The 23,085-nt window shown below is 61.7% G+C and carries 22 protein-coding genes; 6 read left to right on the forward strand and 16 right to left on the reverse strand.

All coding sequences use genetic code 11. The features are described from left to right. Nucleotides 1-30 precede the first annotated feature (30 nt). Nucleotides 31-903 (forward strand): helix-turn-helix transcriptional regulator, encoded by an 873-nt coding sequence (locus tag GA829_RS29965; RefSeq protein ID WP_195176156.1) that lies wholly within the window; start codon nucleotides 31-33, stop codon nucleotides 901-903. Nucleotides 904-918: 15 nt separating this feature from the next. Here GA829_RS29965 and fghA read toward each other — a convergent pair whose 3' ends face one another. The 7 genes from fghA to GA829_RS30000 all read right to left on the reverse strand — a co-directional run bounded on the left by fghA (nucleotide 919) and on the right by GA829_RS30000 (nucleotide 8,044). Next, nucleotides 919-1,755, reverse strand: a complete 837-nt coding sequence (gene fghA / locus GA829_RS29970) for an S-formylglutathione hydrolase (RefSeq protein ID WP_195176157.1) — start codon at nucleotides 1,753-1,755, stop codon at nucleotides 919-921. 208 nt (nucleotides 1,756-1,963) lie between these two features. Continuing rightward, nucleotides 1,964-2,533: an S-(hydroxymethyl)glutathione synthase gene (gene gfa, locus GA829_RS29975; RefSeq protein ID WP_195176158.1), complete on the reverse strand. Its 570-nt coding sequence runs from the start codon at nucleotides 2,531-2,533 to the stop codon at nucleotides 1,964-1,966. A 68-nt stretch (nucleotides 2,534-2,601) separates the two neighbouring features. Next, entirely contained in the window at nucleotides 2,602-3,729 is a 1,128-nt protein-coding gene (locus tag GA829_RS29980; protein ID WP_195174392.1) for an S-(hydroxymethyl)glutathione dehydrogenase/class III alcohol dehydrogenase, read from the reverse strand. Nucleotides 3,730-3,791: 62 nt separating this feature from the next. Continuing rightward, nucleotides 3,792-4,442: a glutathione S-transferase family protein gene (locus GA829_RS29985; RefSeq protein ID WP_195176159.1), complete on the reverse strand. Its 651-nt coding sequence runs from the start codon at nucleotides 4,440-4,442 to the stop codon at nucleotides 3,792-3,794. Nucleotides 4,443-4,451: 9 nt separating this feature from the next. Then, nucleotides 4,452-6,218: a 2Fe-2S iron-sulfur cluster-binding protein gene (locus tag GA829_RS29990; RefSeq protein ID WP_195176160.1), complete on the reverse strand. Its 1,767-nt coding sequence runs from the start codon at nucleotides 6,216-6,218 to the stop codon at nucleotides 4,452-4,454. 23 nt (nucleotides 6,219-6,241) lie between these two features. Then, the gene (locus tag GA829_RS29995; RefSeq protein WP_195176161.1) at nucleotides 6,242-7,141 is read right to left on the reverse strand and encodes an aromatic ring-hydroxylating oxygenase subunit alpha; all 900 of its coding nucleotides are present in this window, start codon (nucleotides 7,139-7,141) and stop codon (nucleotides 6,242-6,244) included. Nucleotides 7,142-7,183: 42 nt separating this feature from the next. Further along, the gene (locus tag GA829_RS30000) at nucleotides 7,184-8,044 is read right to left on the reverse strand and encodes an aromatic ring-hydroxylating oxygenase subunit alpha (RefSeq protein WP_195176162.1); all 861 of its coding nucleotides are present in this window, start codon (nucleotides 8,042-8,044) and stop codon (nucleotides 7,184-7,186) included. 250 nt (nucleotides 8,045-8,294) lie between these two features. On the opposite strand from GA829_RS30000, the gene GA829_RS30005 reads away from it, so the two are divergent. From GA829_RS30005 to GA829_RS30025, 5 genes are all read left to right on the forward strand, one after another. Next, entirely contained in the window at nucleotides 8,295-9,128 is an 834-nt protein-coding gene (locus GA829_RS30005) for a GntR family transcriptional regulator (protein WP_195176163.1), read from the forward strand. Beyond that, nucleotides 9,125-10,219, forward strand: coding sequence for a BMP family ABC transporter substrate-binding protein (locus GA829_RS30010; RefSeq protein WP_195176164.1), 1,095 nt, complete (start codon nucleotides 9,125-9,127; stop codon nucleotides 10,217-10,219). Before GA829_RS30005 ends, GA829_RS30010 begins: the two co-directional genes overlap by 4 nt. A gap of 100 nt (nucleotides 10,220-10,319) precedes the next feature. Beyond that, nucleotides 10,320-11,867 carry an ABC transporter ATP-binding protein gene (locus tag GA829_RS30015; protein WP_195176165.1) on the forward strand — a complete coding sequence of 516 codons (1,548 nt, stop codon included), beginning with the start codon at nucleotides 10,320-10,322 and terminating at the stop codon, nucleotides 11,865-11,867. Beyond that, entirely contained in the window at nucleotides 11,851-12,918 is a 1,068-nt protein-coding gene (locus GA829_RS30020) for an ABC transporter permease (protein ID WP_195176166.1), read from the forward strand. The genes GA829_RS30015 and GA829_RS30020 overlap by 17 nt, the downstream gene beginning before the upstream one ends. Beyond that, nucleotides 12,918-13,838, forward strand: coding sequence for an ABC transporter permease (locus GA829_RS30025; protein ID WP_195176167.1), 921 nt, complete (start codon nucleotides 12,918-12,920; stop codon nucleotides 13,836-13,838). Before GA829_RS30020 ends, GA829_RS30025 begins: the two co-directional genes overlap by 1 nt. Nucleotides 13,839-13,976: 138 nt before the next feature. Here the strand turns inward: GA829_RS30025 and GA829_RS30030 are convergent, their stop codons facing one another. Genes GA829_RS30030 through GA829_RS30070 form a run of 9 tightly spaced genes read right to left on the reverse strand, consistent with a single transcriptional unit; the run spans nucleotide 13,977 to nucleotide 23,069 of the window. Further along, on the reverse strand, nucleotides 13,977-16,283 hold the full coding sequence (locus GA829_RS30030) for a molybdopterin-dependent oxidoreductase (RefSeq protein WP_195176168.1): 2,307 nt from the start codon (nucleotides 16,281-16,283) through the stop codon (nucleotides 13,977-13,979). Then, nucleotides 16,280-17,161, reverse strand: a complete 882-nt coding sequence (locus tag GA829_RS30035; RefSeq protein ID WP_195176169.1) for a nitrilase-related carbon-nitrogen hydrolase — start codon at nucleotides 17,159-17,161, stop codon at nucleotides 16,280-16,282. Before GA829_RS30035 ends, GA829_RS30030 begins: the two co-directional genes overlap by 4 nt. Continuing rightward, nucleotides 17,148-18,167: a M14 family metallopeptidase gene (locus tag GA829_RS30040; protein ID WP_195176170.1), complete on the reverse strand. Its 1,020-nt coding sequence runs from the start codon at nucleotides 18,165-18,167 to the stop codon at nucleotides 17,148-17,150. The genes GA829_RS30035 and GA829_RS30040 overlap by 14 nt, the downstream gene beginning before the upstream one ends. A 25-nt stretch (nucleotides 18,168-18,192) precedes the next feature. Continuing rightward, entirely contained in the window at nucleotides 18,193-19,008 is an 816-nt protein-coding gene (locus GA829_RS30045; protein ID WP_195176171.1) for an IclR family transcriptional regulator, read from the reverse strand. A gap of 40 nt (nucleotides 19,009-19,048) precedes the next feature. Next, entirely contained in the window at nucleotides 19,049-19,654 is a 606-nt protein-coding gene (locus GA829_RS30050; protein WP_195176172.1) for a DUF1989 domain-containing protein, read from the reverse strand. 17 nt (nucleotides 19,655-19,671) lie between these two features. Beyond that, a complete protein-coding gene (locus tag GA829_RS30055; protein WP_195176173.1) occupies nucleotides 19,672-20,415 on the reverse strand; it encodes an ABC transporter ATP-binding protein in 744 nt (247 codons plus the stop codon). Continuing rightward, entirely contained in the window at nucleotides 20,405-21,214 is an 810-nt protein-coding gene (locus tag GA829_RS30060) for an ABC transporter ATP-binding protein (RefSeq protein WP_195176174.1), read from the reverse strand. The genes GA829_RS30055 and GA829_RS30060 overlap by 11 nt, the downstream gene beginning before the upstream one ends. After that, entirely contained in the window at nucleotides 21,211-22,200 is a 990-nt protein-coding gene (locus GA829_RS30065) for a branched-chain amino acid ABC transporter permease (RefSeq protein ID WP_195176175.1), read from the reverse strand. Before GA829_RS30065 ends, GA829_RS30060 begins: the two co-directional genes overlap by 4 nt. Before the next feature lie 2 nt (nucleotides 22,201-22,202). Further along, the gene (locus GA829_RS30070) at nucleotides 22,203-23,069 is read right to left on the reverse strand and encodes a branched-chain amino acid ABC transporter permease (RefSeq protein WP_195176176.1); all 867 of its coding nucleotides are present in this window, start codon (nucleotides 23,067-23,069) and stop codon (nucleotides 22,203-22,205) included. Nucleotides 23,070-23,085 lie beyond the last annotated feature (16 nt).

The raw sequence follows: 23,085 nt of genomic DNA on the forward strand, positions 1-23,085 counted from the left end.
GCCAACGCAACGGCAAGCGGGATCATGGCTATGCACGCTTTCATCGATGGCGGTCGCGGCTTCGCGTTCGGCGAAGCGATATATCCGGCAGGCGGTGTCTATGGCCCGCTCAAGGATCGCTACGTCACCTTGCTTATCATCCACGAGGGCAAGGCGCGTATTTTCTGCGACGACGACGAGACGGTCATGGGCGCGCGCAGCTGTGGCTTCTTTCGCAACGAGCGCCGTCTGTTCATCGAATATCTGGAGGGCCGCAACACCCGCGTCAGTTGGTGTGAGGGGCATGCCGGCGACCTGTCGGAGGCGGTTGCGATGCGCCTTCGTTCAATGCCTTCGCGCATTGCATTGACGCAGCGCATCGACACGGTGCAGCGCCTCGGCATCGAACTTGGCGCCGGCTCGAGTTCCAATCTCAACATGCTGCGCAACTCGCTCGGCGAGGCCATCTTCCTCGCCTATTTCCACGAAGCACAGATGTCGGAGCAAGAGCGGCTTATCCCGCGCTCGGTGCTGCGCACCCGCTTCTACATCGACGAAAACTACGAAAAGGAAATCTCCGTCGAACGGCTGGCGGCGCTCGTCGGCGTGACGCCGCAACATCTCGTCTCGTCTTTCCGCAAGCATGTCGGCGTGACGCCGATGCGCTACCTGTGGCAGGTGCGCGCCCATCGCGGTCATTTGCTGCTTTTGCAGACAGGTCTCTCGATCTCCGACATCGCCTACCAATGCGGCTACAAGAACCCGTTCCACTTTTCGCGCCAGATATCAGAGCAGTTCGGAATGTCGCCGCGCGAAGTGCGCGCCAACAAGGGCTACCGGCTGGCCAGCGACATAGCCGAGGGCGCGGCCGACACCGCCTATGGCATGGCGTTGCCGGACTCGAACACGATCCTGACGGAGTGAGTTCCTGCCGCGCTTCTACCTGACCAGCCGCGCGGCATGCCACCGCAGATGGTCGTCCATGAAGGTCGAGATGAAATTGTAGGAATGGTCGTAGCCTTCCTGCATGCGCAAGGTGAGCGCGATGCCGGACGTCCTGCAGACGTCTTCGAGAAGCCACGGCCGCAGGCCGTCCTGGAGGAAGCCATCGGCTGTGCCCTGGTCGACCAGGAATTCGCCAAAGCGGTGTCCGTCTTCGATCAATGCCGTGGCGTCGTAAGCGCGCCAGGATTTCTCGGCCTTGCCGAGGTATTTTTCCAGGGCCGGCCGCGACCAGCCCGCCGTCATCGGCTGAACGATCGGCGCGAAGGCCGAGCAGCTCCTGTAGTGTCCGGGGTTCTTCAGCGCAATGGTCAGCGCGCCATGCCCGCCCATGGAGTGGCCGAAGATCGCCTGGCGCGACATGTCGGCGGGGAACTGCGCGGCGATCAGGGCCGGCAGCTCTTCGACGAGATAGGAGTACGTCCGGTAGTTCCTGGCGAAGGGCTCCTGCGTCGCATCGACATAGAAGCCGGCGCCGGAGCCGAATTGCCAATTGTCCTTTTCGTCGGCGACACTCTCGCCACGCGGGCTGGTGTCGGGACAGACCACGATCAGGCCGAGCTCGGCCGCCAGACGCCGGTATTCGCCCTTGTCCATGACATTGGCGTGAGTGCAGGTGAGGCCCGACAGATACCAAAGTACCGGCACCGGTCCATCCTTGGCCTGCGGCGGCACGAAGACGGCAAAGGTCATGTCGCAGGCGCAGGCTTCTGAGGCGTGCGAGTACACGCCTTGGACACCGCCATGCGACTTGGACGTGGAAACGATCTTCATCAGCTCTGCCTTCTCGTCAGGAAATCCCGGTCCGGCATAATAGCCGGATGCTCCGCTCGCAACCTCGCGCCGCGAAAACAATCCCGGCGGTGTGATCGAAGTGCACTCCGATCACACCGCCGGTAGACGCCGGACTTTGGGAACACGCTGACCTGGCCGGGAGGCTGGAGGTCAACGAAAAGCCCGACGTTTCCATGACCGGCCATTCTCAGGCCGGAAGCGCGCCTGACTTTTTCGCGGTCCAGGTTGCGATATAGTCCATCAGGCCGGGGTTGAGGCAGTCATAGGGTTCGATGCCGATCGTCTTCAACCGCGCCCGGATGCCGTCCATGCGGCTTGGGTCGACACCGGATTCGATGATCGACGAGACAAAGGCGGTGAAGCCCGGAGGCGACCAGCCATCCTCGACGAAGCGCTCGGGGTGGATGAAGGACAGGCCCTTGAACGGATGGTCGCGCTCGACCGGACCGTGCATGTGAACGCCGCAGCCGGTGCAGGCATGGCGCTGGATCAGCGCCGAGGGATCGACCACCTTCAGCTTGTCGCCGTTCTCGGTGACAGTGACATCGCCGGTGCCTGCTACGGCAACGACCGAGAACACCGCGCCTTCCGGCTTCCAGCATTTGGTGCAGCCGCAGGCATGGTTGTGGGCGATCTGGCCCTTGACCTTCACCTTCACCGGCTTGCTGGTGCAGGCGCAGACCAGGGTGCCGCCGGCAAAGCTTGCGCTTTCCCTTGGCAGCCCATTGTCGATTTTCGGATGCAGTTTCTCCGCCATTGTTCTTCTCCTCCCATGTTTCAGTCACAGAGGTCGCTGGCCGGTTGGCTGGCGGCATATGGCTGTCGTCAGTAGACCACGACACTCCGGATCGACTTGCCCTCATGCATCAGGTCAAAGCCCTTGTTGATGTCCTCGAGCTTCAGCGTGTGGGTGATCATCGGGTCGATCTCGATCTTGCCGTCCATGTACCAGTCGACGATCTTGGGCACGTCGGTGCGGCCGCGCGCGCCGCCAAAGGCGGTGCCCATCCAGGTGCGTCCGGTGACCAGTTGGAACGGCCGTGTCGAGATTTCCTGGCCAGCCCCGGCAACGCCGATGACCACTGACTTGCCCCAGCCGCGATGCGAGGCTTCCAGCGCCTGGCGCATCACCTTGGTGTTGCCGGTGCAGTCGAACGTGTAGTCGGCGCCGCCGATCTGGTCGGCACCGCGTTTGGTCAGGTTGACCAGGTAAGGCACGACATCGCCGTCGATCTCCTTCGGATTGACGAAATGCGTCATGCCGAATTTTTCGCCCCAGGCCTTCTTGTCGTTGTTGAGGTCGACACCGATGATCATGTCGGCGCCGGCAAGGCGCAGGCCCTGGATGACGTTGAGGCCAATGCCGCCCAAGCCAAAGACCACCGCCGTGGCGCCGATCTCGACCTTGGCGGTGTTGATGACCGCACCGATGCCGGTGGTGACGCCGCAGCCGATGTAGCAGATCTTGTCGAAGGGCGCGTCGGGATTGACCTTGGCCAGTGCGATCTCGGGCAGCACGGTGAAGTTCGAAAAGGTCGAGCAGCCCATGTAGTGGAAGATCTTGTCCTTGCCGATCGAGAAGCGCGACGAGCCGTCCGGCATCAGACCCTGGCCCTGCGTGGCGCGGATCGCCGTGCACAGGTTGGTCTTGCGCGACAGGCAGGACGGGCACGAGCGGCATTCGGGCGTATAGAGCGGGATGACATGGTCGCCTTTCCTGAGCGACGTCACGCCCTTGCCGACATCGACGACAACGCCGGCACCTTCATGGCCGAGGATGGCCGGAAACAGGCCCTCTGGATCGGCACCCGACAAGGTGAATTCGTCGGTATGGCAGATGCCGGTCGCCTTGATCTCGACCAGCACCTCGCCATCGCGAGGTCCCTCGAGATCGACCTCCATGATCTCAAGCGGCTTTCCAGCAGCAACGGCAACCGCGGCGCGGGTTTTCATTCTTTCTTCTCCTCAGAAATTCGTTCGCGAGGCAGTGGCCCGGCTTGTGTGATCGAAAGTGACTACGCGGCGGCCTTTGCCGGCCCGGCCGGGAACACGCCCGACATGACAGTAAACCCTTTGATGCGCTTGACGCGGTCGCACCAGCGACGGATTGCGGGATAATCCTGGCGCGGAATGCCCCCTTCCTCCGACAGGATGATGTAGGGAAAGCAGGCAATGTCGGCGATGGTCGGATGACCCGCCGAACAGATCCAGTTGCGCCCTTGCTGCTCGCCGAACCACAGATGCTCGTCGAGAATGCGAAACAGCCGGTGCGCGCCGGCGCGGGCGGCGTCGATGTCGAAATCGTAGAACAGCGCGTCGTGCAGGCGGGCCGCCGACGAGGTTGCGGTGATGCCGTCGGCAAAAGCCAGCCACTGGCTGACTTCACCGAGCAGGGCTGGGTTGTCCCTTGGATACCATGTGCCCGACGGATCGTATTTCGACGAGAGATAGACCAGGATAGCCTGGGCATCGCGCAGGATCAGCCCGTCATCGTCGACGACCGGCAACTGCCCAAGCGGATTGAGCTTCAGGAACCATTCCGATTTGTGTTCGCGGCCGGGATAGAAGTCGATCGGCACGGTTTTGTAATCGACGCCGAGGAAGCTCATCAGCAGCCGCAACTTGTAGCAATTGCCCGACAGTTCATAATCGTAAAGCGTGATCATCGTCAGCTCCTATAGGTCGAGCACGAGGCGTGCCGACTTGGCACGCGACACGCAGGTCATGATCCTGGTCCCGGCCTTCCTCTCGGCATCGTTGAGGTAGACGTCCTGATGGTCCGGCTCGCCTTCGATCACCGTCGCCACGCAGGTGCCGCAGGCACCTTGCTCACAAGACGACGGCACATCGATGCCATTGTCGCGCATGACCTGCATGATGGTCTTGCCAGCCGGCACTTTCAGCGTGACGCATGAGCGCGCCAGGGCCACCTCGAAGCTGGAACTGTCGTCGATCTTGTTGGTGTTCTTGAAATACTCGAAATGCACCGCGGTGTCGGGCCAGCCCTGCTCGGATGCAGTCCTGCGGGCGGCTTCCAGCATCGGGCCGGGACCGCAGATGTAGACATGCATGCCGTTCCGGTATGGAGAGAGCAGTTCGCGCAATTTGGCGCCCGTCTGCTCCGGCGTAAGACCAAGGTGCGGCATGAGCGAGCCCTCGAGGCGCTGCAAGCGATCGGAGAAGGCCAGGTGCTCTTCCCCTTGCGCGAAATAGTGAAGTTCGTGCGTCAGTTCCTGGTTCTTCAGCGCCTGCGCCATGGCCAGCAGCGGTGTGATGCCGATACCGCCGGCGATGAACAGCGTCTTGATCGCGTCACGCCGCAGCGGGAAGTTGTTGCGCGGCTCCGAAATCGCCAGCACATCGCCCTCGCGGACGGTCTCGTGCATGCATTTCGAACCGCCCTTGGAATCCCTCTCCAGCTTGACGCCGATGACAAAGCTGTCGGTCTCACCCGGCCCGTTGGTGATCGAATATTGCCGTATCTCGCCATTCGGCATGTGGACATCGATATGAGCGCCCGGCTGGAAGGTCGGCAGAAGGCCCTTGATCGGGCGAAGCTCGAAACCGGCGATGCCGTCGGCGGCCTGCCATTTCCTCGCTACCGAGACGCGCAATGCCGCCTTGCGGCCATGCGTCGTTATCTCGGGCATTTCAGCGAGCTCGGCCGACACCTTTTCATAAACCGGCTCGATCGGCGCCGGCACGGATGCGTTCGCTGCCTCGCGCTCGACCTCGTCGCGCAGCTTGGAGAGCCGCTCGTTATGGTGGCGCAGGATGGCGATGCGCCTGGCGCCATCGGCGTCGTGATCCAGCACGCCACGAATGACCGAGCGGTTGGAATCGACAGGCTGGACGAAGAAGACGCCTTGCGTCCGATTGCTGCCGTCTGCTGCCCGCAGCGCCACGGCGAAATCTTGCACGGCTTCAACCAGCACTTCAGCGCCGTCGCCATCGAGAGTGGCACTGGGCTGGAAACGGTAGGCGCTCAGCTTCTCCACGACCTTGTCGGCCGGCGCGTTGACCGGGATGCCACGCAAGGCAAGCAATTTGCCTTCCGGCAGTCCGGACACCTCGGGAACCTCGCCCAGTGGCTCTTCGGACGACCAGACAAGGCCGTAGCGTTCCACCGCCGGAAAGGTACGGTTGGTGATGGTGCGGGCCGGCGCGTCGGCCGGATGTGCCGGAATGTAGGTACAGCCGGCGGTGCGATTGGAATAGCGCCAGCCATGGTACTGGCACTTCAGCTCGCGGCCGTCATTGATGCCGATCGACAGCCTGACGCCGCGATGCAGGCAACGATTTTCCCAGATGTTGACGTAACCATCATCGGCGCGCCAGACGGCAAACTCCCGGCCGAGCAATTGGCCATGGAAGACATGGCGATACGGCAGATCATAGGCAGCAGCGATCGGATGCCACTTGTTCCTGGCTTCTTCCAACATCAGTTGTCTCCAAAAAAATCTTGTCAGGCGGCTACTGGAATGACGCCGTAGGTGACGCCCTTCTGGCTGAGCCAGCGCCGGTAGGCGATGGCCGACTTGTCAGCCCGGATCGGTGTTTCCGCGCGAGGATCGAGCGGCAGGCGCTTCGGCACCTGGTTCTCGAGGATCGGCTTGTCCTGGCCGAAGATCGTCTGCTGAAAACGCTTGATCACCTTGTCTTCATTGTCCTCGTCGAGCACGCACAGCAGCATGTGGGCCCGCACATGCTCCTGGTCGACCGGCTGCAGGAAGACGGCAATGACATCGCGCCGGGTTTCGTCGACCGGGCTCGATTTGTAGAGCACCGAGCAATAGGGATGCGGCACGCGGTAGACGTAGTCGACATCCGCGCCGCCATCCGAAGTGGTCGAAGCCATCGGCTGGAAAAAGCGGCAGCGCGTCGCCAGGATCTCGTCGCGATCGGCGGAGATCTCGACATCATATTCCTTGACCTCGGTGTGCGGCTCGACGCCGAGAATGTCAGTATGGACGTATGGGAAATGGCCCATGTCGAGAAAATTCTCGATGGCGCGTGGCGCCGAGACATTCACGCCGAAGGTCGCGGCGTTGAGCTTGCGCCGATCGGCTTCCGCGTATTCCGGAATGGGAAACAGCTCCTCGGGCGGGTTGCCGAGCGACGTCCAGACATAGCCATAGGCGCTCTTGGCCGGCAGTCTCTCATCGAGGGCGATGGCCGCAGCTCGATCCCCCGGCCGCAAACCCGGCCGCGACCGCCACACGATGGGCTCGCCCTTCTCGCTCACGGCAAAGCTGACACGCTCCTCAAGCAACACCGTCTCCTGAACAGTGAGCGAAGGGGCTTCGGCAATGGCGCCGATCGGATGCCAGAGGTTGAGGATTACCGTATCCGAGCATTTTGCCATTATTCCATCCCTTCAATACGCCGCGACCGTCTTTGCCGAAAATCAGGTTTGCGCTGGTATGGCGCCGTAGGTGACAGCCCGGTCGCGCAGCCAGCGTCGATAGGAGACCGAGACGGCGTCCGCCCGGATCGGTGTCTCGGCGCGCGGATCGAGCGGCAGGCGCTTGGGCACCTGGTTCTCCAGGATCGGTTTGTCCTGGCCAAAGATCAGCTGCATGAAGCTGCGTACGGTCGCCGCCTCCATGCCCTCCTTGAGATAGCAAAGATAAGGGTGGGCGACGCAGTTCTCTTCATCGACCGGCTGTACGAAAAGCGTGATCACGTCGAGCCGATCCTTCTGGATCGGGTTGCTCTTGTAGAGCGCCACCGTGTAGGGCCGGATAACCTTGTAGACATAGTCGACAACAAACCCACGCTTGGCGGTTGGAGAAGCCACCGGCTGATAGAATTTGCATTCCGTCGCCAGAACCTCGTCCTTGTCGGTGATTTCCACCTTGTAGGGCACCACCTCGGTATGTGGCTCCTCGCCGAGCCAGCCCGTGTGAATGAAAGGGAAATGCCCCATGTCGAGAAAATTCTCGACGGCACGCAGGCCGGACACCTTGACCGCGATAGAGCCGCCGCTGACCAGATGACGATCCGCCTCGTTAGCCTCGGGAATATAGATGATGTCGCGCCAGGGCGTAGCGAGGCACGCCCAGATGAAGCCGTATCGCTCAGCGCTCTTGACCGCTGCTCCGGTGTCCAGCCGTGTGACCGCTGTTCCGCCAGGATCCTTGCAAGCGATGGCAAGGTCGACGCCCAGCAGACGGGTCAGGAACAGCGTATCGCAGGCCAGTGCGGCCCGATCGGCAACGACATGCCAGTCGTTGAGAAGCTCACGGTCGTTGCAACGGGTTGCCATCGGCATCCCCTCTCACTCGGCTAGCTCTTCATGATGAACCTAGCTCAGCGTTTCCGAGGTGAACCAACCATAAGATTGGATATCAATCAATAAGTTTTTGTGTGGCAAAATACGATTTTTCGTTGACAGATTGAGGTGATTGCATTCCGATATATGGAATTCGGAATGACAGATATGTTGCACCCAGAGGGCATGTGTCCGATATGAACGATATCCCAGTCGCATCCTGCAAATGTCGGAGAGCCGCGCCGTGAGCAGCCGCTCCCAGACGATCGCGGATACGTTGACGCGCGCCATCATCGATCATCGGCTCGTGCCGGGCTGCAAGCTTGGCGAACGCGAGCTGGCTGAAATATTCGACGTCAGCCGCATCGTCGTGCGACAGGCGTTGATCCGCCTCGCCGATGATGGGCTGGCGCAGATCGAGCGGAATCGTGGGGCATTTGTCGCCAAGCCCAGCATGCAAGAGGCGATGGAAATCTATGACGCGCTGACGCTTGTCGAACAGGGCGTGGCAGCCCAGCTCAGCGATCGGCTGGGCCCGGCCGGCTGGGCCGAACTGCGCCACCATGTCGAACGCCAGCGCCAAGCCGTGGCCGTCGGCAATGATGCACTGGCCGACGTGCTTGGCCAGGAATTCCATACAGTGTTCGTACGCCTCAGCCGCAACAAGGTGATGCAGGAGATCCATGCGCAGCTTGTGCGCCGCACGACGCTGTTGCGGTCCCTGATCACCGCTGATTTCGATTATTGCAATCTGCTGGACGACCACTCACGGGTTGTCGACCTTCTGGAAAAAGGCCGCCTGAAACAGGTGATGGATCTCATCGATACCCATCACCGCTCGCTGGTGCGCGGCTATATCATGGATCGCGAGGTGTTCCCGGAATTGACGCCCGCTGAAGCCCTGGCTCCCTATCTGGACGGCAAGGCCGACGGGTCAACAACGGCGATCCCGCTCAGGAGACCAGCAAAGGCACCGGGGGATGGCGGCGCGCACGTTCACGTCCATCTCCCCAAGATAGACCGGGCACCGACAAGCCGGGCATCAACAAAAAAAACCAACAGAGGGTCATCATCATGAACGACGTAACAAGACGGGAATTCCTGAAATACAGCGGCGCGATCGGCGCCGCGGTCGGCGCCGGCGGGCTGAGCACCATCGCCCAGGCGCAGGAGGTGCTGAAAATCGGCGTCGTCTACGTGTCGCCGATCGCTGAAATCGGCTGGACCAAGCAGCACAGCCTCGGCGTCGAGGCCATCAAGGCCGAGTTCGGCGACAAGGTCGAGCTCACCGTCATCGACAACATCTTCATGCCGCAGGACGCGGAACGCATTTTCCGGGAGATGGCGAGCGCCGGCAACAAGCTGATCTTCGGCACCAGCTTTTCGCATGGAACGCCTATGCAGAAAGTGGCGCCGAGGTTCCCGAAAGCGGCTTTCGAACATTGCTCCGGCATCGTCCATCTCGCCAATCTGGGAACCTTCGAAGCCAAATATTACGAAGGCACTTTCGTCGCCGGGGCGGCAGGCGGCTACGTCTCGAAATCGGGCAAGATCGGCTTCATCGGCGGCTTTCCGATCCCCGATATCGTCGGCCCTGCCAACGCGTTTCTGCTTGGCGCGCAAAGTGTCAATCCGAACGCCACCTGCAATGCGCTCTTCCTGAATTCCTGGTTCGATCCGGGCAAGGAAAAGGAGGCCGCCAAGACGCTGATTTCACAGGGCTGCGACGTCATCTGCTCGATGACGGACACGGCGACAGGCGTCCAGGTTGCCGGCGAAGGCGGTGCCTGGTCGATCGGCTATGCCAGCGACATGGCGAAGTTTGGTTCGGGCAAGCAGCTGACCTCATTCGTCCTCGACTGGACCAGCGACTATGTTGGCGCCGCCAAGGCCGTCGCCGCCGGCACCTGGAAGCCGGAAGAGCGTTGGGATGGATTGGCTGCCGGCGTCGTCAAGATGGCGCCCTACAATGAAGGCATTCCCGCCGATTCCCGCGCCAAGCTGAAGCAGCTTGAAGCCGACATCGGCAGCGGCAAGGTTCATCCCTATGCCGGCGAGTTGAAGGACCAGGACGGCAACGTCAAGGTCGCCGGCGGTTCGGTTCTCGCCGACAACGACATTCGCGGCATGAACTGGTTCGTGAAGGGGATGATCGGCAAGTTGAGCTGATCGTCCATCTGCTGACCGGGCGGCGCCGAAGAATAAAGGCTTCGGCGCCTGCTCGCTTGCACCTCGTCCAACCTCGCTTCACGCTACGGCAGGACCCGCCATGAACCCGCGTCTAGAATTGCGCAACATCTGCAAGCGCTATCCTGGCGTCGTCGCCAATGACGACGTCTCTCTATCGATCCAGCCGGGCGAGATCCACGCTGTCCTCGGCGAAAACGGCGCCGGCAAATCCACCTTGATGAAAATCATCTATGGGGCGGCGCAGGCCGATTCCGGCGAGATCTACTGCGACGGCAAACCGATCGTGTCGCATAACCCGGCGGTTTCCCGCGCGCTCGGCATCGAGATGGTCTACCAGCATTTCGCGCTGTTCGAATCCGTATCGGTGGTCGAGAACATCGCGCTGTCGGCGAGCAGCGCATTCCATCTGCCGACGCTTGCCGACAAGATCCGCGAGCTTTCGCTTCGCTACGGCATGCCGATAGATCCGCACCGCCAGGTACATGACCTGTCGGTGGGCGAACGCCAGCGCGTGGAAATCGTGCGCTGCCTGCTGCAGGCGCCGAAACTGCTGATCCTTGACGAGCCGACATCGGTGCTGACGCCACAGGCAGTCGTCAAGCTCTTCGAAACGCTCCGGCAGCTCGCCGCCGAAGGGTGCAGCATCGTCTACATCAGCCATAAGCTCGACGAGGTGCAGGAACTCTGCGACACCGCCACCGTGCTGCGCAATGGCAAGGTCACCGGCACCGCTCGTCCCAAGGAGACGACATCGCTGGAACTTGCCCGCATGATGGTCGGTTCCAAGCTGCCTGAAGTGCGCGTCAGCCCGCCAAATCCGAGCGACACGCCGGTGCTTGAGGTCAAGGGGCTCTCGGTCAAGGCCCGAGACCATTTCGGCGTCGATCTCAAGGACGTGTCGTTCAATGTGCATGGCGGCGAAATCGTCGGTCTTGCCGGCGTCTCCGGAAACGGCCAGGCCGAACTGATCGCCTTGCTCAGTGGCGAGCGGACGCATGAGCAAAACGACACGATCAGGATTTGCGGCACCGCTGCCGCCCGCCTGCGTTCTCACGAACGCCGCAAGCTTGGCGTCGCCTTTGTTCCCGAAGAACGGCTCGGACGCGGCGCCGTGCCATCGCATACGTTGTGGGAGAACGCGGTGCTGACCGCGCACCGCTTCGGAACGGTGCGCAAGGGATTGATCGACCGCCGCAAGGCCAAGGCTTTCGCTGCCGGCATCATCGACAAGTTCAAGGTCAAGGCCAATGGCCCGCAATCGACCGCGCAAAGCCTGTCGGGCGGCAACCTGCAGAAGTTCATTGTCGGACGCGAGATCGCGCTCAAGCCAAGGCTGTTTCTGGTCTCCCAGCCAACCTGGGGGGTCGATGTCGGCGCATCCGCTTTCATCCGGCAGACCATCATCGATCTCAGCCGCGCCGGTGCGGCGGTGCTTGTCGTCTCAGAAGAACTCGACGAGCTGTTCGAAATCTGTGATCGGCTGCTGGTCATCTGCCAGGGAAAAGTGTCTCCGCCGCTCATGCGCACGACAACCGACCGCGAGGAAATCGGACTTCTGATGACCGGCCGGAGCATGAGCGAAGGTGTATCGGCAAACAGCGGGGGCGACGTTGCACTTCAGGATTGAACAAAGACCGGAGCCTTCCGCACCGATGCGCGTTGCCGCGCCGGTGCTGGCGACGGCGCTGACGGTGATCGTCGGCTCGATTTTCTTCGCGTCTCTCGGACACGATCCGCTGGCCACGCTCTATGCGTTCTTCATCGAACCGCTCAGCTCGATGAACGGGCTGTCGGAGTGGTTGCTCAAGGCATCGCCACTGATCCTCATCGCCTGCGGGCTGGCGATCGGTTTCCGCGCTAATGTCTGGAACATCGGCGCCGAGGGCCAGTTCACCATGGGCGCGATCGCCGCCAGCGGTGTCGGCCTCTTCTGGCCCAACCCGGAGAGCGCATTGCTGCTGCCGCTGATGTTCGTCGCCGGCATGGGCGCCGGCATGGCTTGGGCGGCAATCCCCGCCTTCCTGCGTGCCCGCATGAACACCAACGAAATTCTCGTCACGCTGATGATGACGTATATCGCCACGCTGTTCCTGTCCTATCTCGTGCATGGACCCTGGCGTGATCCGGCCGGCTTCAACTATCCGCAGACGGCACTTCTGCCGACGGCCGCCATGCTGCAGTCCTTCGACCCAGCGTACCGGCTTAATTCCTCGATCTTCATCACCGTCGTCGCCGTCATCGCGATGTGGCTGTTCACCGACCGCAGCTTCCTCGGCTACAAGATGTCGGTGAGCGGCGCCGCGCCGCTCGCTGCCCGCTATGCCGGATTTCGCGAGTCGGCGGCGGTCTGGATCGGCCTGCTGGCCGGAGGCGCCGCGGCAGGTATCGCCGGCATGGCCGAGGCCGCCGGACCGCTCGGCCAGCTCTCGCCGCAAATATCGCCGGGCTATGGCTTCGCGGCCATAATCGTTGCCTTCATCGGTCGGCTGAACGCCTTCGGCATCGTCATTGGCGGGCTCTTGATGTCGCTGCTTTTTCTCGGCGGCGAAGGCGTGCAGATGACGCTTGGCCTGCCCTCCGCGCTGACGCGCATCTTCCAGGGCATCCTGCTGTTCTTCCTGCTGGCTGCCGACTTCTTCATTTTCTATCGCATTCGCCTGGTACGGGAGAAAGCCTGATGGATCTCTTCATCGCCATATTCACCGGCACCATCATTGCCGCGACACCCTTGATCTTCGCCGCTCTTGGCGAACTCGTGGTCGAAAAGTCAGGCGTTCTCAATCTCGGCATCGAAGGCATGATGCTGATGGGCGCGGCCCTTGCGTTCTGGGCGGTGACGGCGGGCTTTTCCATGCCCGTAGCGATCCTGGCCGGAGCGCTGGCGGGCGCTGCCGCATCCCTGCTGTTCGGCGTTCTGGCGCTGACCTTCCTCACCAATCAATACGCCGCCGGCCTAGCGCTGGCGATCTTCGGCTCCGGTGTCTCGGCCTTCCTTGGGCGTGGCTTCGGCAGCGATCCGATCGAGGCGCTGCATCGCGTCAACATTCCCTATCTGTCCGATCTGCCGGTGATCGGGCCGCTGCTGTTCCGCTTCGACCCGATGGTCTACCTGGCGCTGCTGATGTTCGGCGCCATCAGCTGGTTTCTCTATCGGACCAAGGCCGGCCTCGTCCTGCGCACGATCGGGGAGTCGCCTCAGACATCGCATGCGATCGGCTACCCAGTGATCAGGATACGCTACATGGCCGTGCTGTTCGGCGGGGCGATGGCGGGCCTGGCTGGTGCCTACCTGTCGGTCGCCTACACGCCGCTGTGGGTCGAGAACATGACCGCCGGCAAGGGCTGGATCGCTCTGGCGCTGGTCGTCTTCGCCACCTGGCGGCCGCTGCGCATCCTGCTCGGCGCATGGCTGTTCGGCGGCATGACGATCCTGCAGCTTCAGGGACAGGCGCTTGGGCTCAATGTGCCGTCCGAACTGTTGTCGGCCCTGCCCTATCTGGCAACGATCGTGGTGCTGGTCCTGATCTCGCGAAACCGCCAGATGCTGGCGCTGCATTTTCCAGCCTCGCTTGCAAAACCGTTTCGCCCCGCGAACTAGCCAGGTGGCTGCCGCGCATTGCAAAAGGCCGCATTCATTCGTGAAAGCGTTGCCACGACTGGCCTAGCTAGGTCATGAGGACAGGAAGGCGCGAACTGTAGATGGATTTTCGGAGGCCAGGGGCACGGCAACCTGTATTTAGCGGCTTGGCTTGACCTCAGGCATCTGGAAATGGCCCGGGTCTCGATCGCCAATGAATTTTTCTATCTCAACGAGAGCAGACTGGGCCGAGGGGCCCTGGCCGAGGAATGATGTCCCCTCATCCCGGGTCAGCATGTTCGGATTGCCATGGAGGTCAAGGGCGCCCGGTTCTGCGTACGCCTCTGGATGATACCAGGCACCTGAGGCGAGCTGCACAACCCCTGCCATGATTTCTCGCGACAGCACCGCGCCGGCGAGGCAAGCGCCCCGATCATTGAACACGCGCACCGTGTCGCCATCCTGGATTCCGCGTGCTGCGGCATCGCTGTTGTTGATAAGAACGGGCTCACGCCCAGATACTTTCGATTCTCGGCTCAGCTTCGCGTCATCCAGTTGGCTGTGGAGCCGTGTCGATGGCTGATTTGATATCATGTGGAGCGGGAACCGCTCGGCCGCTTTGGCGGCGTGCCATTCCTTGGGCGGCAACCAGACCGGATGCCCGGGACAATTGCCGTACCCGAAGCCCGCAATCGTCTCACTGAAGATTTCAATGCGTCCCGATGGCGTGCGGAGAGGATGCGCCCTGGGGTCAGTGCGGAAATTAGCAAACAGCACAAAGTCCTCGTCAGGCGCCGGCACCTCGGCAAACCCATCGCTCCAGAACTGGGCGAACTCCGGCAAATCGACATTGTGTGCCCGCGCCTTCGACCGGCACCGGTCATAGGCGTGCTCTATCCATCCGCTGATATCGCGGCCCTCTGTAAAATGTTCGCGAAAGCCGAGCCGGCCTGCCAGGTCGGCGAAGATGTCATAATCGTTGCGTGCCTGACCTACCGGTTCAATCAACTTCGGCATCGCGACAATGAAGCGGTCGCGTGGCGATGCACCGACGTCGTCGCGCTCATAGGTGGTGGTGGCGGGCAATACGATGTCGGCCTGGCGTGCCGTCGCCGTCCACCAGACTTCATGCACGATGATTGTCTCTGGCCTGTTCCAGGCATCGACCAGGCGGTTGATGTCCTGGTGGTGATGGAACGGATTGCCGCCGGCCCAGTAGACGAGCTTGATATCCGGGAAGGTTATGGTTTTGCCATCGAAAGGGATGGTTCTGCCGGGCTGAAGCAGGAGGTCCGCCATCCGGGCGACCGGAATTGCCAGCCTGAGCGGGTTCTTGCCCGACTCCATCGCCGGAGAGCTTGTTGGACGACGCGGCGTGCCCATGCCGTTGATCGACCCATAGCCAAAGCCAAAGCCGCCACCCGGCAACCCTATCTGACCAAGCATTGCAGCCAGGGCGATGAGTGCCCAGTAGGGTTGCTCGCCATGGTCCGCCCGCTGCAACGACCATGTCGCCGAAAGCATCGTCCGGCAGCCGGCCATGCGCAGCGCCAGATCAACGATCTTGTCTGCATCGATCGCGGTAAGGCCGGCGGCCCAACTCGCGGATTTTGGCGTGCCGTCCGCAATGCCCAGGACATAGTCGCGATAGCGTTCGTATCCGACGGTGTATTTGTCCAGGAATGCCAGGTCGACGCGTTCATTGACAATCAGCGTGTGGGCGAGCGCCAGCATCAGTGCGGTATCGGCGCCCGGCCGGATCGGCAACCACTCGGCGCCGAGCCAGTCGCCACAGTCACGCTTGAGCGGACTGATGGACACGAATTCGACGCCAGCGTCCCGAGCCTGTTTGAACGAGCCTGGGCTTTCGTGGCTACCAGCTCCTCCTGTCGTGATCAGCATATTCTTTTCGGCGGCGCCGCCGAACAGAACCATGAGTTTCGAGTTCCTGATGATGCTTGGCCAGTCGGTAACTGGCCCCGCAACCGCTTCGATGCCACCCACGACGTGCGGCAGCAGCACCGCCGCCGCTCCCCAACTGTAGTTGGTCACCTGGTCGACACAGCCGCCGAACCCGTAGAGGAAACGATGGACAAGCGTGCGCGCGTGATTGATCCGTCCCGCGCTTGACCATCCGTAAGAGCCGCCGAAGATCGCCTGGTTGCCGTATTCTCTTTTTACGCTGTCCAACTGCCGTGAGACCAGTTGAAGCGCCTCCTCCCAGCTCACGGGAACGAACGGTTCCGCGCCACGGCGCCGAGACATGTCGGCCGGGCCTCGCAACAGGTAGCCTTCGCGCACCATTGGCTGCGCGATGCGCGACGCCGCATAGACGGCGCTTGGAACCGACTGGATCAGCGCGGAGGGATGGCTGTCATGACTGAAGGGCGAAACCGCCTCGATCCGACCGTCTTTCAAGGTGGCTTCGAAAGCCCCCCAATGCGCATGGCTTAACTTGCGGCTCATTTCGCCCGGTTGCCCCCGGTGCCGAGCGTCACAACTTCACTGCCGTAGAGATCCTCGCGGCGTGTCTCCATGTGGCTTTGCACCATGGTCCTGGTGAGCGCCGAGTCGGGCCATTCCGCGACGAGGCAGTCATCATTGCCCACTCCAGCCGGACCGGCCAGAAGCCGGCCATTGGGCCCAACGATGAAGCTTTGCCCAAGGAAGCGCACGCCGCCTTCCTCGCCGGTGCGGTCGGCGCAGGCAATAGTGATTTCATTGCTGCAAGCCGCAGCCATCGCCAAATGCATCGCCATAGGCGCTGCGTCTTGTGCATCCCCGGACTGACGTGGCGGGACGGACCAGTTGCTGGGAGAGGCGACAAGCGTTGCACCGCTTGCCGCCAGGGCGCGTGTCACTTCCGGGAACCAGAGGTCGTAGCAGATGGCCAATCCCACCTTGCCCCAGGGCGTCTCGATGCAGGCGAGTTGATCGCCGAGATCGAAGAGGCTCCTCTCCCGGCCGAAGACATGCGCCTTACGATAGTGTGAAACAGTCCCATCGGGTGTGACGATCACGGCGGTATTGTAAAGCTGCTTTCCATCCCGCTCCGCCATGCCGGCGATCAGGTAGATGTTCAGGCGACCGGCAATCTCGCGCCAGGCCGTGACGCTCGGGCCGTCGATTGTCTCGGCGATGGCAAGCAGTTGTGATCGGTCTGAGAAGACCAGCCCTGTCGTGCAACATTCCGGCAAGATCACGATCGAGGCCTTGCCCCGTGCTGCCCTATCGATCCTGTCCAACGACAGGCCGAGATTGGCTGACACCGCGCCATGCAACGGCGCGTACTGGGCAACTGCAACCAACGGCCGCGAAGGTTGGGCGCTTTCATCCCGCGACATCAACGTCGCTCCACTCGGTTGCCAGGAAGGCGACGCGATCTCCCGAATGCACCACCGGGTCGCGCCGCACCGCGATTACCCAGCTGTCCGCCTCGACCACGATCTCCTCGATGACATCTCCAAACAGGTTGCGCACGCTGCCTATGCTAGCACCAGCACTGACCGCGGTTCCCGGCAGGACCTTCGGCTCGAACAGGCCACCGGCCTTTGCCAGGCGATGGGCGCGTGTGGTCACCTGTCTTATCCGGTGAGATATCGGGTCCGCCGGTGCGGCCAGGATGCCGATCTTGCCAGCCAGGCGCATGAGGCCGGCGACGCCGTGCTCGACATGATCTTCCTCCAGACGACCGCCCCCGCCGAGTTCGACCATGAACGCGATGGCCCCTTGCGAAAGCGACTGGTAGTCCAGCGCACCAGCGATATTTCCAGGCAACTCGCCGGCAGCATTGGCGACCGGCATGCGGCAAGCAATTGTGGGTTCAAAACACGCTATGTGCGCCAGCAATTCGGTTTCAGACACCCGGGCTCCCGGGTGGACCTTGTAGACGGCATAGGGAGCCGCATCGAATGGTGCGCCGAGTGTGTGGATGTTGATCACCACATCGGCCGACTTGCCGAAACGATCGAACAGGGCGGCCGCGGCCCGCTCGGTCGCAAAACCGTTCTGCCTGCCTGGAAAGCTTTGATCCATATCGATGCTGTCGATCAACGTCGTCTTGCGGCGCTCGCCGAAAGCCAGCACGTTCGCAACGGGTGTCACAACAACGGTGCCCGTCATATCAGCTGGATCGAGCCGATCGAAAAAACGCTGTGCGGCGAACACGCCGTTGATTTCATCGCCGTGCACGGCGGCATTCACCCACAGGCAAGGTCCATCGACACGCCCCCGCTTGACCAGATAGGGAATGCGGATCTCAGAGCCGCTCGCGCTGGTCCCAGCGCTGATTGTACCGCGTTCGGCAGTGGGGGTGGCAAATGGCTGCGACTGCGGGATACGCTCGTTCATGCTTCCTGATCCGTCCATCTTGCAGTTATGAGAGCGACCCAGCCGCCCTTGCCAACGGAGGCCTGGGTGAAGCGCCGGCGGTGCCGAACGGGTATTCAGCGGCGCCGCATTTGATCGACAGCGTTCGCGCCTCTTCATGCAGCAACGCCGTCAGTGCATCTGTCTCCTCCTCAGCAAAGAACCGGTCCGGAATAATGAGGCCGAGGGCAGCGACGGTGTCGTTCGACCGCCCGAGCACCGGAACGGCGACAGCTGACAGCCCAGGCGCGCTTTCCCCTCTGGTCATCGAGACACCGCTGCTTCTTGTCTCCTCGATCTGGCGCCGAAACACCTCGGGATCCGTAACGGTCGAAGGTGTGATCGGATCAAGACGACGATTGGCGACAAACGCAGCGAACCCGGCTGGCGTGAGCCCCGCCAGCAAGACCTTGCCGGCGGAGGTCGCATGGAATGGCAGCCTGTTGCCGACACGCCAGCGCCCGTCGATATAGTGCGGCCCTTCAACAGCGAGGATGTGCAAGATGAGATCTCCGCGCATCACGCTCAGCGTTGTCGAATGTCCGGTACGATCGACGATCTGCCGCAGCACGGGCAAAGCCGCGTGCGCCAGCGGCTGCGACTTGATGTAGTTGGAGCCGAGTTCGAACGCCGCGAGGCCGACGCGGTAGCGCCGCGTCTGTTCGTCCTGCTCGAGAAATCCGTTGGCTCGAAAGTCAGCAAGCAGCCGCGACACCTTGCTTTTCGGCAAGGCCGTCGCTTCGGCGATTTCAGTGACTGAAAGGGTCTGTTCCTCGGTTTCGAACAGCTTGAGCAATTTGAGCGCCGTATCGAGCGTTTTCATGTGTGGTGGCTGCCTCTCTTTTGGAACACGCTGACGGCTTTCAGCTCTGGATCTGGTACGCGGCGTCCGTCGGCATCTTGCCTACGCCGTTGACCGTCTGGATGTCCTGCGGGCAGGCCGAAATGACCATGAGCAGGTCCGTCTTCACGTCGAAGAGAACATGGTCGCCGGCCCGCGAGACAGGAGGTTCACGGGTGATGACGCCTGCGGCCGATACCGGAAAATTCATGAACAGATTGAGCGGTCCGGGTGTGAAAGCCGACTGTCTGCCGACGCCTGCGAGAGCAGCATGAAAATTGTCGTTGCAGTTGTCATGGTAGCCTTCGTATTTCAACCGCTCATAAGTCCTGCGGCTGCAGCAGCACATCAAGGTGTCGTGGATGCCCGGCGATGTGTCTTCGATTATCGTGAGCATCGGGGTGAACAGGTTGCTCACATAGGTATCGCCAGTTGCCGGGATGATGCGGCTGGTTGCCGATCGCGTATGCTCCATCGACATGTATTCCTTCATGTCATCAAGGGCGAAGGCCCAGGTGTCGAGCACCTGTGACCCGTGCGTGTTGATGATCTTCAGCCGGCTTCCACGGCGCGCCTCGAAGGCAATGCCCTTGCGGGCCGGGATGACGATCGTCTCAGGATGGCTCATTTCTGGCTCCAGGCTGTTCATATGTCCGTCGTCTCAACCACCGGCTCGCCGCCAAGGAAGGCAGCCTTGATCCGGGGATCATGCATGACGTCCCTGGCGGGGCCGTCGGCGAATTTGCGGCCAAGCTCCAGGACGATCGCACGGTCCGAGATCATCAGCGATCCGAAGACATTCTGTTCAGCCATGACCACCGTCACGCCCTTGCCACGGATCGAATTGACGGTTTCGAACACCTCCGACTGCATCTTGGGTGAAAGGCCCAGCGACGGCTCGTCGAGCAGAAGTAGCCTGGGGCTGTTTTCGAGCACCATCGCCGTTTCCAGGATCTGCTGTTCGCCGCCGCTTAGATTGCCGGCGAGCTGGCGCCATTTGCGGCGCAGCATCGGAAAGAGCTCGACGACGCTCTCGATGGCGGCCGAAGCCTTGGCTCTCGGCAGCAGGTAGGCGCCCATCTCCAGGTTTTCGTGAACGCTCATCTGGGCAAAGTTGCATCGCCCCTGGGGTACGATACCAATGCCGGATTTGAGCCGGGCGGCGGGCGACAATCCCTCAACGGCCTTGCCCTCGAAGGTCAGCTTTCCGGCGAAGTGCTTATTGAGCCCGAAAATGGACTTGAGCAGCGTCGATTTACCTGCACCGTTGCCGCCAATCAGGCTGGTTACCGAACCGGTGGCAAAGACCGCGGAGAAGTCGCGCACGATCGGATGATCGAGATAGCCGACCGACCAGTCGCTGATTTCAAGTGCGATGTCACTGGCCATGGAACGCTAGCTCCATCGCGACGGAATCTGCTTTTCCGAGATAGGCGTGCAGCACCCTCTCATCCTCCTTGATGAGAGACGGCGGTCCCTCGGCCAGCTTTCGACCCTGCTCCATGACAACGACCCTGGAACAGTGCTCCATGATGAACTGAACATTGTGCTCGACGATGATGAACGTCTGACCGCTGCTGTTGAGCGACTGGATGAGGCCGGCGACCCTTCTGATGACCGTCGGATTAACGCCGGCCAGCGGCTCGTCGAGAATGACGATTTTCGGATTGGACATCAGAGCCATTGCCAGTGCGAGCAGCTTCTTTTGCCCGTAGGACAGGAACGCGGCCGGGAAGGCCGACATGGTTGCAAGGCCCACCAGATGGATCAGCTCGCGGCCACGCTCGCTCGCCTGGCGCTCCGCGCTGCGGCATGTTTGCGTGGCGGCCAGCGCCTTCCACCACGGGACGCCGTCATAGGCCTGGCGCGCAATCAGCACATTTTCCATGAGTGTCAGCCGGTCATAGACACGCACATTCTGGAACGTCCTGGACAAGCCCGCCTGGGCGATCCGTTCGGCGCGCGCGCCAGCCAGGCTTTTTCCGTCCAGCAACACGGAGCCATGGTCCGCCTTGGTGAAGCCGGTGATACAGTCGATAGAGGTGCTCTTGCCCGATCCGTTTGGGCCAATCAGGCCCAGGATCTCTCCCTGCTTGACCGCGAAGGAAAGCTCATCGACCGCCCTGACGCCGGAAAACGACTTGCTCAGGCCGTCGACCAAAAGAAGAGGCTGCTGTGACGGTATCATTCGGTCCTCCTCAGCATACGGTTTCGGCGATCGGCCAGGTATCCGCCCAATCCCTGAGGCATGAACTGGATGGTTATGATCAGGACAAGTCCAAACAAGATCATGCGCAGTTCCGGTGCGAGCCGCAGCAGCTCAGGCAGCGCGGTGAAGACAAAGCTCATCAGCAGAACGAACCAGAAGTGACCGGCGCCCCCGACTATGACGATGATCAGCATCATCTGCGCATAGTAGATGTCGAAGATGCCGGGATCGACGATGCCGAGCTTGAAGACATAGAGAGCGCCGGCAAGGCCACCAATCAACGCCGAAAGGGCGAAGGCCGACAGCTGGTGAAGGAAGACCGAAATGCCTTGTGACCGTGCCAGATTTTCATCGAGATTGACCGCGATGAATGCCCTGCCGATACGCGACCGGAGGAGCCACCAGGTCGCCGCGATGACCAGGGCGCCACAGCCCAGTGCAATCCAGTAGAACCCTGATGCGGTGTTGCCGTCCAGCAGCACCGTATCACCCGCGAGAATCCGCGGAGATGGCAGACCTGGAATGCCCATGGCCCCGCGCGTCAGCGATGTCCAGCTGCGCGCAAGCAGTTGCAGAAGCAGGCTGAAGCTGAGCGTGATGACGACAAACGCATCGCGCGAAACGCGCAGCGCGGCAAGCCCGCCGGCAAGCGAGGTGATGACGCAGACGACACCGGCGCAGGCAATGGCCGTCCATGGCGAAAAGCCGTGGTCGGTGACCAGCAGCGCCGATACATAGGCGCCTAGGCCCCAGAAACCGACCTGTGCGAAAGACAGTAGGCCCGCATAGCCATAAACCACATTGAGGCCGGTGCTTGCCACGGCGAAGAAGATGGCGAGCGTCGCGATGCTGGTAATGTAGTCTGACGGCGACCAGAGCGGCAGCGTGAGCAGGATGACAACACCCGCCAAGAGTCCAAACCAGCGCAAGGGAGGCCAGGGAGAATTCATGCTGATAGCGGCCATGCTCATATCCTGACCCCTTTGCCGAAAAGGCCCATTGGCCGGAACTGGAGCATTGCAATCATCACCAGGAAGACCGCCGCATCCTGCAGCGAGGCCGACCCAAGGCCACCGGCCAGGCTCTCGGAAACGCCAATGATAAGGCTGGCAACGACAGCGCCCGGCAGATGTCCCAGGCCGCCGATGATCACGATCGCGAAGGCCTTGAACAGGATCGGCGCGCCCATCAGCGGATGGACCGTAAAGACCGGCGCCAGGACCGCACCTGCAAGCCCTGCGAGACCCGTCCCGATCACGACAGCATGAGCGGCAATGACCGCCGGCCGCATGCCGACGACAAGAGCGGCTTCGCGATTTTGCGACAGGGCGCGGATCGCCATGCCGAACCGCGTCCTCGTCAGCACAAGGTGCAGCGTGGTGATCGATACGATCGCGAAGCCGACCGCGATCGCCTTGATCATCTCCACCCGCAGACCAAGGAAACTGATATCCCTGAAGCTGAACTCGGTGTCGACGATTTGCGGCGTCGCACCATAGAAGTAGATCAGCGCATTCTGCACAACGATACCAATCCCCAACGTCAGGATGATACCGCGTTCGAACTCACCCTTTCGGATGTGCTGCAGGAAAAGCACGTAGAGGATATAGCCGAAGACGGCGACCCCGAGTGCCGATACAAACGCCGCCGGCAGGAAGCCCAGCCCGAAATGACCAACCAGCAGCGCCAGGGCCAATGCGCCGAGCGTATAGATCTGCCCATGCGCGAAGTTGACGATTTCGAGCACCCCGAAAATCAACGACAGGCCGACCCCGATGAGCGCATAGATCGCGCCCATCACCAGGCCGTTAAGAACGAGTGTCGAGACAAGCATGACAGGTTCTTTCGTT

Origin of the sequence: Mesorhizobium sp. INR15 (assembly GCF_015500075.1) — a bacterium.
Classification (GTDB): domain Bacteria; phylum Pseudomonadota; class Alphaproteobacteria; order Rhizobiales; family Rhizobiaceae; genus Mesorhizobium.